This window comes from Sulfurimonas aquatica, assembly GCF_017357825.1.
In the GTDB taxonomy this organism is placed as follows: domain Bacteria; phylum Campylobacterota; class Campylobacteria; order Campylobacterales; family Sulfurimonadaceae; genus Sulfurimonas; species Sulfurimonas aquatica.
The window spans coordinates 394748-408249 of sequence record NZ_CP046072.1 but is presented as its reverse complement, the minus strand read 5'-3'; the positions used below and the strand labels follow the sequence as shown (position 1 = coordinate 408249).

The 13502-nt window shown below is 31.1% G+C and carries 14 protein-coding genes; 11 read left to right on the top strand and 3 right to left on the bottom strand.

Annotation, left to right across the window (positions count from 1 at the left end):
- The 11 genes from GJV85_RS01955 to GJV85_RS01905 all read left to right on the top strand — a co-directional run bounded on the left by GJV85_RS01955 (position 1) and on the right by GJV85_RS01905 (position 10609).
- Positions 1 to 678 carry an NAD-dependent epimerase/dehydratase family protein gene (locus GJV85_RS01955; protein WP_207562200.1) on the top strand — a complete coding sequence of 226 codons (678 nt, stop codon included), beginning with the start codon at positions 1 to 3 and terminating at the stop codon, positions 676 to 678.
- A gap of 102 nt (positions 679 to 780) precedes the next feature.
- A complete protein-coding gene (locus tag GJV85_RS01950) occupies positions 781 to 2730 on the top strand; it encodes a hypothetical protein (RefSeq protein WP_207562199.1) in 1950 nt (649 codons plus the stop codon).
- Entirely contained in the window at positions 2727 to 3608 is an 882-nt protein-coding gene (locus tag GJV85_RS01945) for a decaprenyl-phosphate phosphoribosyltransferase (protein ID WP_207562198.1), read from the top strand. Before GJV85_RS01950 ends, GJV85_RS01945 begins: the two co-directional genes overlap by 4 nt.
- Positions 3609 to 3998 carry a GtrA family protein gene (locus GJV85_RS01940; RefSeq protein WP_207562197.1) on the top strand — a complete coding sequence of 130 codons (390 nt, stop codon included), beginning with the start codon at positions 3609 to 3611 and terminating at the stop codon, positions 3996 to 3998.
- Positions 3999 to 4001: 3 nt separating this feature from the next.
- Complete coding sequence (locus GJV85_RS01935; RefSeq protein WP_242689816.1) at positions 4002 to 5294, top strand: FAD-binding oxidoreductase; 1293 nt, start codon at positions 4002 to 4004, stop codon at positions 5292 to 5294.
- Entirely contained in the window at positions 5291 to 6022 is a 732-nt protein-coding gene (locus tag GJV85_RS01930; protein WP_207562196.1) for an SDR family oxidoreductase, read from the top strand. The genes GJV85_RS01935 and GJV85_RS01930 overlap by 4 nt, the downstream gene beginning before the upstream one ends.
- Before the next feature lie 170 nt (positions 6023 to 6192).
- Positions 6193 to 6609 (top strand): HAD-IB family phosphatase, encoded by a 417-nt coding sequence (locus tag GJV85_RS01925; RefSeq protein ID WP_207562195.1) that lies wholly within the window; start codon positions 6193 to 6195, stop codon positions 6607 to 6609.
- Positions 6610 to 6638: 29 nt separating this feature from the next.
- Positions 6639 to 7544, top strand: coding sequence for a glycosyltransferase family 2 protein (locus tag GJV85_RS01920; protein WP_207562194.1), 906 nt, complete (start codon positions 6639 to 6641; stop codon positions 7542 to 7544).
- Positions 7541 to 8341, top strand: coding sequence for a glycosyltransferase (locus tag GJV85_RS01915; RefSeq protein WP_207562193.1), 801 nt, complete (start codon positions 7541 to 7543; stop codon positions 8339 to 8341). The genes GJV85_RS01920 and GJV85_RS01915 overlap by 4 nt, the downstream gene beginning before the upstream one ends.
- Positions 8342 to 8564: 223 nt before the next feature.
- Positions 8565 to 9662 carry a sugar transferase gene (locus tag GJV85_RS01910; protein WP_242689815.1) on the top strand — a complete coding sequence of 366 codons (1098 nt, stop codon included), beginning with the start codon at positions 8565 to 8567 and terminating at the stop codon, positions 9660 to 9662.
- A gap of 5 nt (positions 9663 to 9667) precedes the next feature.
- Positions 9668 to 10609 carry a DUF234 domain-containing protein gene (locus tag GJV85_RS01905; RefSeq protein ID WP_207562191.1) on the top strand — a complete coding sequence of 314 codons (942 nt, stop codon included), beginning with the start codon at positions 9668 to 9670 and terminating at the stop codon, positions 10607 to 10609.
- On the opposite strand, the gene GJV85_RS01900 is transcribed toward GJV85_RS01905, so the two are convergent.
- The 3 genes from GJV85_RS01900 to GJV85_RS01890 all read right to left on the bottom strand — a co-directional run bounded on the left by GJV85_RS01900 (position 10602) and on the right by GJV85_RS01890 (position 13472).
- A complete protein-coding gene (locus tag GJV85_RS01900; RefSeq protein WP_207562190.1) occupies positions 10602 to 11402 on the bottom strand; it encodes a J domain-containing protein in 801 nt (266 codons plus the stop codon). The genes GJV85_RS01905 and GJV85_RS01900 overlap by 8 nt on opposite strands.
- 67 nt (positions 11403 to 11469) lie before the next feature.
- Complete coding sequence (locus GJV85_RS01895) at positions 11470 to 11871, bottom strand: hypothetical protein (RefSeq protein WP_207562189.1); 402 nt, start codon at positions 11869 to 11871, stop codon at positions 11470 to 11472.
- Positions 11868 to 13472 (bottom strand): S8 family serine peptidase, encoded by a 1605-nt coding sequence (locus GJV85_RS01890; RefSeq protein ID WP_207562188.1) that lies wholly within the window; start codon positions 13470 to 13472, stop codon positions 11868 to 11870. The genes GJV85_RS01895 and GJV85_RS01890 overlap by 4 nt, the downstream gene beginning before the upstream one ends.
- Positions 13473 to 13502: the final 30 nt, after the last annotated feature.

The following is a 13502-nucleotide window of genomic DNA, read 5'->3' as shown; positions in this document are numbered from 1 at the left end:
ATGCTTGCAAAAGCATTTGCAAGTTATAAAGATCAAGAAAATATTCTAATATTTGCTCAAGGAGTATCTAACTCTCAAGAAAAAGATGAAGATAATTTTAAAAGAGAATCAAATATCCTGCAAACAGTACTAAATGACAACAAAGGAAAAACGGTTGTTTATTTTGGTACATGTAGTGTTGATGATCCGGAAAGTAAAAATACTCCTTATGTTGTACATAAACTTAATATGGAAAGACTAGTTCAAAATAGTGGGCAAAACTATTATATTTTTAGATTGCCTCAAGTTGTTGGTAAAACAACTAGTCCAACCTTGATTAATTTTATAGCTACACAAATAAAAACTGGTAAAACATTTGATATATGGAAAAAAAGTGGACGTAATTTAATAGATGTTGATGATGTTTATAAAATTGTAGACTATATAATTAGTAAAAATTTAGAAAAAAATACTATCTTAAATATTGCTTCAATGCATACATATGAAATACTTGAAATAGTAAAAAATATAGAAAATATTTTAAATATAAAAGCAATCTACAATACTATTGATAAGGGTGGATACTATAAGATTAATACTTGTATAGTTGACAAATACTTAAGTGCAGTAGGGGTAGAATTTGATAGCAATTATTTGATTAAACTTTTAATGAAATATGTAAAGGATGATAATAAATGATTTTGATTGAAGTTAATCCAAATAAAGAGTTATAAGAATAAATTAAGAATGAGTAAGTTATACGTGATGTAACAACTAAGAAACGTAGTATAAGGATTAGAAATGGAAATTAGTAACAAAATAAAGAGGTATGAAAAAATAATATTAGTGTCGTTTTTTCTTTTAAACATATCAATTATTTTACTTGGAACATTGCATATTGGTGGTTTAGATGATGCCTTGATTACATATCAATTTGCAAAAAATTTATCTGAACATGGGATTATATCGTGGTCAGCATATGATAGTAATCCAATATATGGGTCTACAACATTTTTATACACTGTGTTATTAGCTTTTTTTCATAAAGTAGGATTCGATATACCAGCAACGAGCATGCTCCTTGGTTCTATTTTTTGGTCTTTATCGAATTATTTTATATATAAAATTTTAAAAAATAAATATGATATAACTAAAGCATTGCTTGCACTTTTGTTTCTTACTGTATCAACTATGCATGTATTTTTATCTTACGGAATGGAAACATCTTTATATACTCTTTTGATAATACTATCATTTTATTTATATAGCAAAGAAAAATTAGTTTTGCTATCATGGATATCAGTATTACTTATTATGACAAGGTTAGATGGAATCTTGGTCCCAACTATTATTCTTATTCACTATTTTATAACTTTAGGCAATATTAGTTTACTACAAGGATTGAAAAATATACTTCTAAGTGCAAAATACCCACTTATATTTTTTGTTTTTTGGTTACTTTTTCTATATCTTTATTTTGGTGGGATATTACCAAATAGTTTTCAAGCAAAAAATTTTTTTGGTGATGAAGTATCTGGAGTATTTCATATAAGTTTCTATTTTCAGTTATTAACAGTAGCAAAGTATCCATTTTTAATGATTATTTTTTCTTCTATTGTTGTTATAGGGATAGTACAATCTTTTGTTAACATCCTTAAAGATAAAAGCAACCTTATTTTTGTTTGGTCCTTTTTATATATTGGCATGTTTATTTTAAAGCATATGCCACATTCTCCATGGTATTATGCACCAGTACTGCCAATATTTATATCCTTATTTGTAATTGTATTATCTAGTATGATAGAATTTATTCATCGTAAAGTTTGTACATCGAGTTCTTTTAGAACATATTCTTTATCTCTAATAAATATTTTGTTAGTTGTTGTAGCCTTAGGTTTTTTTACAGGAGAAGTTAATAAAACATATTTACATTTAAAAAATGATTTTCTAGGTCTCAATACATATAAAAATGAAGAAAGACGACAGATGTCAGAGATTATTTTAAAAGATATGAAGGAGGACAAGAAAGACAAAGTGTCTATTTATGCTTTTGAAGTTGGTTATTTAGGCTATATGATACCTGGAAAGGTTTGGGACTTATTGGGTCTAGTTACTCCTGAAGTAGTGAAAAATGGTGGATATAAAAAATATTCTGTACAACTCTTGCAAAATCATGACATAGACTATGTAGTAATTGTTGATACAGTATTTTATCAACCTGTAACCGATGTATTACAAAATAAATATTTTAATACTAACTATGAGCCCATCTTTATTTTACCTAGAGTTTTTGGACATAATTATGTCGTTTATAAAAAAATCTCTTCATTATCTCGAACAACGATCTCTAAAACACTAACATTTAATGAGAAAAATATCCAGAGTAATGAAGATGCAGGACTGCTTAGTTATACAAATAATAGTTTTGAAATGAATTCTGTTGGCTTAGATCCATTTCTTTACATCAAAGATATTAATTTTAAAATGGCTAACAAAAACTTTTTAGAATTGAAAATAGCAAGTAGCGAAATGGGTACATTTGAAATTATTTTTGATTATGGTGATGGCTTTGAATTTCAGAATAGTCTGAAACTTAATGTAGATAGTATAAATCAGCCAATAGATTATTATGTTAGATTAAATAGTAACAATCAAAAATATATACATAATATTAGACTTGACCCAATAGATAAAAAAGCAAATTTTATACTATATCAAATGACTTTTATAGCATCTGAGGAGAAGCAATGATATATGTACAAACTTTTAAAGAATACATAAAATTATTTAGAATACAACAATACATAAAAAACTTATTTATCTTTTTACCACTTTTCTTTGCATTAAAGATTACAGATACAGACTTATTACTAAATGCAGCAATCGCCTTCACAGCTTTTTCACTCACAGCAAGTGCTGTTTACACTCTTAACGATTATCACGACATAGAAGAAGATAAAAAACATCCAAAGAAAAAGAGTCGTCCTTTAGCTTCTGGTGCCATCTCAAAACATCAAGCAATTGTTATTATGTGTATCTTATTTGTAGTTGGTATAGCCCTAATGTACTCACTCTCAGTGCAAGCAATGGCTATACTTATCGCTTATGTTCTAATGAATATCGCTTATAGTTTATATCTCAAACATATTGCTATTCTTGATGTTACAATTATTGCTACTGGATTTGTACTTCGACTTTTTATCGGTTCAGCTGTTACTGGAATAGTACTCTCTATGTGGATTGTAATCATGACTTTCTTATTAGCTCTTTTTATGGCACTTGCTAAACGGAGAGATGATGTTCTTATTTTTCTAGATACTGGTAAGAAGATGAGAAAGGTAATAGATGGTTATAATTTACAGTTTTTAGATACTGCTATGGCTATTATGGCAGCTGTTGTTATTGTAGCTTATACTATCTATACTACTTCCGCGGAAGTTGTAGAAAAGTTTCATAGTCAATATCTTTACTTGACAGCACTGTTTGTGATTTTAGGGATTATGAGATATTTACAGATTTCTTTTGTCTATCTTGATGGTGGTTCGCCAACTAAAATAGTAATTAAAGACCGTTTTATGCAGATGTCTATACTTGCATGGATTGTTTCTTTCTCATGGATACTATATTAAATGCTCGCTATTAAATACACTATCTTCGCAATAATCTCTACACTTTTTAACCTTCTATTCCAATATTTAAGCTTTTTAGTATATTCAAACATCGCTGCACTTTATGTTGCTATGTTTATGGGAACAATGGCAGGTTTAATTGCCAAATACATCTTAGATAAAAAGTACATCTTCTTTTACGAGACAAAAAGCAAAAGAGATAATGGTACAAAGTTTGTACTTTACTCACTCATGGGAGTTTTTACGACTTTGATATTTTGGGGATTTGAGATTGGTTTTGATTATCTCTTTATGGATGAAAATGCGAAGTATCTCGGTGCAGTTATCGGTCTTGGTATCGGGTATATAATAAAATACAACTTAGATAAAAAATTTGTTTTTAAGGATTAATTTTTGAGTTTAATCAGCTGGGGAATGTATCCTCGTATAAAAAATAGAGTTCATAAACTTACAGATGAATACAGCCTAAAAGAGACTTTAAAAAATAATGATGAACTCATCGCATTTGGAAATGGTCGAAGCTATGGAGACAGTGCGATAAACGAAAATATCGTTTATACTAGACCGTACAATTACTTTTTAGACTTCGATGAAAATTCTGGAATACTTCACTGTAGAGCCGGTGTTTTACTCAGCGAAATCCTTGACTCCTATGTTTCTCGTAGTTGGTTTTTAAAAGTAACTCCTGGAACAAAACTCATAACAGTTGGCGGTGCTATCGCTTCGGACATTCATGGAAAGAACCATCATATCGAGGGTTGCTTTAGCGAATGTGTCCAAGAATTTACTATTATGATAGCAGATGGAGAGATCAAAACTGCTAAAAAGGGTGATGAACTTTTTCTCGCTACTTGTGGAGGAATGGGACTTACAGGTGTCATTCTAACAGCTAAAATAGCTCTTAAAAAAATAAACTCGCAGTTTATCAGACAGACAACCATAAAAACTAAAAACCTCCAAGAGACTTTCGCTGCGTTTGAAGAGTATAAACATCTTTCATATTCAGTTGCATGGATAGACTGTCTCGCAAAAGACGAGAACCTTGGAAAGTGTCTTTTAATGGTTGGAGACTTCGCAGATGATGGAGACTTAAAATACAAGGCGAAATCAAAACTCAACATTCCTTTTAATTTTCCTTCGTTTGCCCTAAACAACTGGAGTGTAAAAGCCTTTAACTGGCTCTACTATTGGAAATCACCAGAAGGTGTTTCAAAGCAGAAAGTACATTTTGATAGCTTTTTTTATCCACTTGATAGCATTAGGAACTGGAACCGTATTTATGGCAAAAATGGTTTTACACAGTACCAGTTTATACTTCCAAAAGAGTCTAGTTTCGATGGACTTGAACATATACTCCAAAAGATATCCCAGAGTGGAAAAGGCTCATTTCTTGCCGTTTTAAAACTTTATGGAAAAGGTAATGAAAACTATCTATCATTTCCTATAGAGGGGTACTCTCTCGCTTTGGACTTCAAGATAGAAGATGGTTTGTTTGAACTACTTGACCAACTTGATGAGATAGTCGTAGAGTATGGCGGACGCATTTACCTTACAAAAGATGTTCGGGTTTCACAAGAGACTTTTGAAAAGGGATACTCCAAAATAGAAACATTTAAAAAATATAGAAAAGATAATAATATGAGTGAAAAGTTTAATTCACTACAAAGTAAAAGGTTGGGTTTATGAGTTATATTTTAATAGTTGGTGCAAAGAGTGACATCGCAAAAGAGGTAGCTCGAGTTTATGCTCAAAATGGGTACGATTTATATTTAGCGGCAAGAAATTCAAAAGAACTAGAGGATTTTGCAAATGATTTAAAGGTGCGTTCAAATAATCAAGTAGAACTGCTTGAACTTGATATCACTGCATTTAATACTCATGAGACTTTTTACAACTCTTTAAAAGAGAGACCCTTGGGAGTTGTTGTAGTTTCGGGATACATGAATGAACAGCATTTAGTTGAGAAAGATTGGAATGAGTCCTTAAACACTATAAATGTGAACTATACGGGAGCGGTAAGTCTTTTAAACATAGTAGCAAACGACTTTGAAAACGAAAGAAATGGTTTCATCGTTGGAGTGAGTTCCGTTGCAGGTGATCGTGGTCGTAAAGCTAACTATATCTACGGAAGTGCGAAGGCTGCATTTAGTACTTACTTGAGCGGTTTGAGAAACAGACTTTACGAAAGTAGTGTCCATGTTTTAACGGTTAAGCCTGGTTTCGTAGCAACTAAAATGACTGAGAACCTAGACTTACCAGAAAAATTAACTGCACAATCGATAGATGTGGCAGAAGATATTTTCAAAGCACAACAAGCAGGAAAAAACATACTCTATACAAAATGGATCTGGCAGTACGTAATGCTCATCATTAAACATATTCCGGAATTTATATTTAAAAAGATGAGTATATAGTTATATGAGAATAGCATTTTTTGATTTTGATGGCACAATTACAACTGATGATTGTTTGTTGGAATTTATAAGATTTGCTGTTGGTGATTATAGATTTTTTTTTGAATGCTATTTCTTTCGCTTATCATAAGCTTATACAAGCTAAAATTTATTCCAGAGCAAAATAGATAATGCTATCTTATTTTTTCAAAGGAATGGGTGAGATACAATTTAAAAAAGTTGCACAAGAGTATTCAATAAATCATATTAACACTATAATAAAGTCAAAAGTAATAGAAAGGATTATATGGCACAAAGAACAAGGGCATATGATTGTAGTTGTATCTGCATCAATAGAGTGTTGGTTGAAACCATGGTGTGAGCAAATGGATTTAGGTTTAATTGCCACAAAGTTAGAGATAAGAAATACTACAATTATGGGAAAACTTCTGACTAAAAACTGCTATGGTATTGAAAAAGTAAACAGAATAAATGAAATATATACTTTAGCCGATTACGAATATATTTATGCTTACCGTGATAGTCGAGGTGATAAAGAGATGTTGGACCTAGCGAATGAAAAGAACTATAAGTTCTTTTCATTTTAAAATTTACAATTTAAGATAAAAGATTTATTATGAAGACATTAAAAGTACTCCTTTCTACATACACTGGTGAAAAATATTTAAAACAGCAATTAGACTCTTTATTATCTCAAACTTATAAAAACTTTGAGATAATAGCTAGAGATGATGGTTCTCGTGACAAAACATTAGAAATACTTCGTTCTTATGATGTCACAATAATTGAGTCAAAAGAAAATCTTGGTGTAAAAAGAAGTTTTGGGAAATTATTGGAATATGCAATTAAAGATAGCGATACTGATTATATAATGTTTTGCGATCAAGATGATGTATGGGAAGAGGATAAACTAGAAAAAACTCTACTTCAGATGCAAGAAATGGAAAGACAATATAGTAATATTCCTTTATTAGTGCATACTGACTTGGAAGTAGTTGATGAAAAACTCAACAGTATAAATAGCTCTTTTATGGATTTTCAAAAAATAGATCCATCAAAAAATAAATTTCATAATCTTTTAATACAAAACACTATTACTGGTTGTACAGTTATGATAAACAGAGAATTAGCACAAAAAAGTTTGCCCATACCAGATACTGCTATCATGCATGACTGGTGGATAGGTTTAGTTGCTAGCAAGTTTGGAAAGATATGCTATGTGGATGAGACTACTATAAAGTATAGACAACATGCAGATAATACTATAGGTGCGAAAGGCTTTGATATTGGTTTTGTACTTAAAATAATTTTTAATAAAGTAAGTTTAGATCACAATATACATCAAGCAAAAGCCTTTTTAAAGCAGTTTGAGAATGAAATTAATGATGAAACAAGGCAAATGCTTAATGAATTTATATCTCTTAATCAAAAAACATATTACCAAAAAAGAAGAATACTTCTAAAATATAAACTCTTTAAACATGGGTTTATAAGAAATCTCGGATTATTGATTAAAATATGAAAATTAGCGCAAGCATAGTAATATACAATGAAAAAAAAGAAATTTTAAAAAATGTAATCGAAAGTTTTTTACAAATTAGTCTAGAAAAAGAACTGATTATTATTGATAATTCAGATAAAGCTAACTTAAAAGAGTTTGTCTTAAGTTTTGAAGGTGTTAAATATATACATACACAACAAAATATAGGCTTTGGTGCTGGACATAATCTAGCATTTAAAAATATAACTGAAAAATCTCATATTCACCTCATAATAAATCCAGACGTATACTTTGAGTCAAATAAGATAAAAAAGATGATTCTCTGGATGAGTGACAACAAAGATATATCATTATCTGTACCAAAAGTTTTGTATCCTAATGGAGATGACCAAACTATAGTTAGGAACATACCTACATTTCTATCTTTATTTATAAGAAAATTTAACTTTTTAGGTTTTTTTAATCAACTAGTCATCAAAGATGAATACAAAAATAATTCATTTATCAAGACAACAGAAATACCATTCGCACACGGATGCTTCTTTGTCTTTAATTCTTCCGTATTTGAAACAATAAATGGATTTGACGAAAGGTTTTTTCTTTATATGGAAGATGTTGATATCTTTATCAGAGCAAAAGAGTTTGGTAAAACCGTAATTAATCCTCATTACAAGATATATCATGAACACCGTAAAGGTTCCTCTAAAAGCTTCAAACTATTATTGTGGCATATTGTATCAGCAATTAAATTTTTTCTAAAGTATCGAAATAGTGATATATTAAAGTATAATTCTATTCATGAACAAGATTCCAAGTAACACTGCATCGTATATACTATTTATAATTTTACTATCCATAGATGCGACTACTCTCATAGCTTCATTAGAGGTTGCACTTTTTGTACGATCCAATTATCTCCTTCAGTATCTACCAAATTTTAACTATAATAATTTAGATAAATATTACTGGCTTATTATGATTGTACTTTTTATGCTTATATTAGAAAAAATATACTTTATTAGAAATGACTTTTGGGAAGACATGAAAAAAATCTTCAAAGCTCTGTTTTTCTCTTTTTTGACTATATTTACAATGCTGACTTTAACAAAAATGTCTGAAGAATTTTCTCGAATTTTTATTGTTGTTTTTTTCTTGGTTGCATCTTTTTTACTCCCTTTTTCAAAAAGATTGATTAAAAAGATTCTTTTCAAATATGACTTTTTTAAACTTAAAATAAATATCGTTGCGAAAGATAAGCAAAAAATAATATTATCCAAAGAGATCAAAAATAATTGGTATTTTGGTTATAAAGAAGACAGTAAAGATTATGACTTGGCACTAATAGCCTCAAGGAGTTTTGATAAAGCTGAACTGGAGCAACTTATACAGAGCTACTCTAAAAAAACCAAAGATATATATGTGATACCGTACATGGACCATCTTGACTTATCTCATGCAAGTATAGCTGAGTATTCAAATATTCGCTTATCAGCAATTCATATTGAAAACAAACTTCTCAACTATAAAAATATATTTATTAAATATATTTTTGAAAAGATTATTGTCATTTTAATTTTTCCTTTTGCCCTATTCTTACATATCTTCATAAGTCTCCTAATCAAACTGGACTCTATGGGTGAAGTAATATTTAAACAAAAGCGATTAGGTAAAGACTCAAAAGTTTTTAGTTGTTATAAGTATAGAAGCATGTATAAAAACAGTGATATTCTTTTAAAAGAGTATCTAAAAAATCACCCTGAAGAAGTAGATTACTATGCTTTGTACCATAAGTATAAAAACGATCCCCGAATTACTAGAGTAGGAAACTTTCTACGAAAAACATCCTTAGATGAATTTCCACAGTTTTATAACATTTTGCAGGGTAAAATGAGTTTGATTGGGCCAAGACCATATATGTTAAATGAAAAAGATAAAATTGGTAAATCACATGAAGAGATTATTCTAAAAGTAAAACCTGGTATTACTGGTTTATGGCAAGTCAGTGGAAGAAATAACCTTACATTTAACGAAAGAGTTGAATTAGATAAATGGTATATCCAAAACTGGTCTTTATGGGCAGACTTTGTCATTTTAATCAAAACAATTAAAGTTGTACTATTTAAAGTAGGGGTAAAATAAATCATATGACAAACTCTAAACTTCTTCAACAATTTCGCTCTTTTTATTTTAGGAATTATCCTGATGACATGGAAATCTTTATATCCTACTTTGCTGTATTTGGTGGTTTAGGATGGGATATTGACACCTCTAAGCCAATAACTACTCTGATCCGAGAACTTATTCTAGACAACTTTGAAATTTTAAATGAGAAAATTGAAGAGCTCACACTTAATGAGCCTACAAACAAGCGTTTACTTCAAGCCTTAGCGGTTGGAGATAGAAGAATATTTTCTGCCTTTAATAGAGCTGGCCTTAATAATGGTAATGGTGGTGGAGCGCTCAACTCTCTTCAAGAGAGTGGTCTAATTCAGATGGAGTACTCAAGAGAAAAACACCCACGCGAAGAGAATCCAAAAGCAAAACTCAAACGCAAGGACTCAAGACATAGAATCTCTCATAAGGTCCTCTTCACTCACCCTTTTGTGCGTTTTTGGTTCTACTTCATTGCACCTCAAATTAAAAATATAAAAAATAAAGATTTTAGTAAACTCTTTGAAAATTTTGAAGCTAAACATAACAGTTATACAAGTCTTGTTTTTGAAGAGCTCTCAGAAGTACTTTTAAATTACAATTTAAGAGATTCTCAAATTATCAGTTCAGGAAGTTACTGGGATGCAAATATAGAGATTGATATACTTACAATAACTCAAGATGAGAAAATTTATGCTGGTGAGTGTAAATGGACAAACCACATAGTAAATAAAAAAGAGTTACATAAGTTAAATGAAAAATGTGAAAAACTGGAAATAGAACCTACTCAAATCGTTCTCTTTTCTAAACGCGGGTTCTCAAACGAACTCCTAAATATGAGAGGAGCAAAACTTGCACTTTTTAGCAGCGAAGACTTTGAAGCCCTTGTAAAAAACAGCTCTAAAGAGAAACTGATAGAAAATTTTATTAACTAACTACTCTTAGCGCTGTGTAAGCTTCTTGAAGAAGTTGAAACTTTTGTGTGTAGTGCTCAACCATATGTGGCGCTTCATGAATAATCTTGTCTGGATGATAGACTTTAGTAAGTTTTTTATAACTCTTCTTAAGAGCATCTTGACTTGCACCTACAGGACATTCTAAAACTGTGTAAAACTGTGTATGAACATCATCTTCATCTCTACAAAGATCCCCAAAACTAAAGTTTGCAAAGTCAGAGTAGAGTTTTGACATAAAATGATTGTCATATGTATACTGAATCTGATAATGTAAGATATGGCGTTTATTTAAAGCACGCTCGAGTCTAGCTTTTGCTTTATAGTCAGACACATCTATAACTAAAGAGAGGTCCGTTCCACGTTCCACATAAACTTCAAGCTGTGAGCGCATATAGTTTAATACCCATGAGTTTGGCTGGTCCAAAGATATTAAAACTGTGTTTTTATCATATGCATACAGATGTACTTGTAAAGTCTCTGGTTCTTCAAGTTTATCAAGTTCAATCTTAATAGGCTGCGTTCCATACTTCAACATTGAACGCAGAAAAAACTCATGATTAAAATCATGTTTAGCAGCATGAAACTGGCTCAACTGACTTAAAAATTCTTCTCTAACTTCGATTAGGGTCTCATTTCTAAACACTAAAACCGCCTTAGGCAAAAAGAGCATACCGCGGGCATGATGATTTAAGAACTCTCTCATCCAGTCTGTATTTAATGTCTCAAATCCTGTAGTGATAAGAATGAGATTGTTACGTAATACAATATCCATATATCCTACCTTTATTGGGATAGTTTTATGATATAAAGCAAATTAAGTTCCAAAATCAAAGACTTTATTACATTGGTCCCCTGGAAGATCTAATCCAGTTTGGTTTAACCTGGATAACTTCAGAAAATTCATTTAATGCATTTATCTTTTTTATATAATCAATATCTTCTAAAAATTCAACAACATACAACTTATTTAACTTTCTTAGCACTCTTAGCTTATTTTCTTTCATGAACTTTTCTACATCTACATTACTATTAAAGTAGATAAATACACTATTTGTTAAAATAAGCATTTCGTCATCTTTATAGTAGATTTTCTCTTGTGCTTTTGTAGGTGAATTTTGTGGGCCTTTATCTACTTTTTTTAAAATTATTGGTATAGTATTTTTTATTTTAAGTGTAACATCCTCTGCAAACAGCGATACCGATATAAAAATTCCTATCAAAATATGATTAGTGTTTATCATAATTTTCTCCCATATATTTTTAATGAAAACTCGTTAAGAGCACCATTACACCCTCCATTTGGATCTATAACTTCTAGCTTCCACTCTCCATTACTATTTTCATCAAGAAAGTGAGCTGCTCCAAATCTCCATTGTTCATACTTCCCACTAATACCATCTGCATATGCCAAATTTACAACGGTTGATGAGGGAGAAGTTAGTTTTATCTTCAATTGTCCTATACATGCATGCGTTATATCAACCCATGCATCAACATGCTCTACAAGTATATCTTCAAGAATAGTAACACTGCTAACAATGCCTTTTGTATTATTATCTGGGATTGCTTGAGTGATAGAGTTTCGACTCAAAGTCGTCTCTGAAGCATTACCTAGCTTTTTAAAATCAAGAGCCATCTCCACGGATGCATTCACATCTAACATACCAAAGCCATACTTTTCACTTACACTATATCCTGCTCCATTTAAATGCCATGAGTCATTAGATGCATCATTCACTCTCGCGCTTCTCGCTAAAATATATTTGATATCTCTCCATGTTAATGTTGGATTCGCTTCAAGCATTAAAGCTACAGCTCCCGAAACCATAGGAGTCGCTGCAGAAGTGCCATTCATTACAGCTGTGTAGTCACCATTATTTTCCTCTAGTTTATCTATAATGCCCTCATCCATTCCAAAGTTCTTTCCAGTTAGATCAGTTGTAACGATAGCAACTTCTTTATAACCATCTTCACCACCAGGAGCACATAAGAGTATATTTGATCCATAGTTAGAGTATGATGCTTGCTTTGCATCTGCATCCGTAGCAGCAACCGTTATGGCACCTCTATGACTAGCAGGTGTAAATGTATTTGAGTTTGTAGCAAGATTTGATGCCGCAAAAACATATATAGTTCCCTTTCCTTCACGGCCTTTTTCCAGTCCACTTTCTATTCCTGAAACTGTATATGTATCATCAAAAAGAGAGTTGCCTGAGTTTCCCCAACTGTTTGAAGAGATATCTACTCCTTCATAAGAGAGTGCTCGTAAAAAAGTCTCATCAGTAGGATTAGAGTAAACATTCAATCCTATAAGTGTTGCACCATAAGCCACCCCACGAATTCCATAACTATTTTTTTGTGCACCTATTATTCCCGCACATGCCGTTCCATGTGCATTTGCTAAAGAGTTATTTGTTTGCGAGCTAGTTAAATCGCTTGTATTTATTTCATCACTATAACGAAAGCTTAAGTTTTGATCCACATTTTGTAAGTCCTTATGGCTAGAGTCTATACCTGTGTCTACGATGGAGATTTTCACTCCCTTTCCTGTGTAGCTATCCCAAACACTTTTTAGGTTAATATCTTCACCATAACTTCCACCTTTAGCGTCACCAACATTTTGTGCTTCGTTATATAGGTACCACTGGTATGTCATAAGAGGATCATTTTGAGTTTGATTAGCATCAATCTGAGTTGTGTTATCGTCTATCTCTGCATTATTTTCTAAAGATTCATTTTGAGTTGTATTATCATCTAGAGGCTCATTACTCTGTGCAGACCTAGAACTACCACAACCAAATAAAAAAAAGATGACGATTAAAAAAAAGATATATGATTTCATATAAAAATTGTAGCACAAAGGAGCTTACAA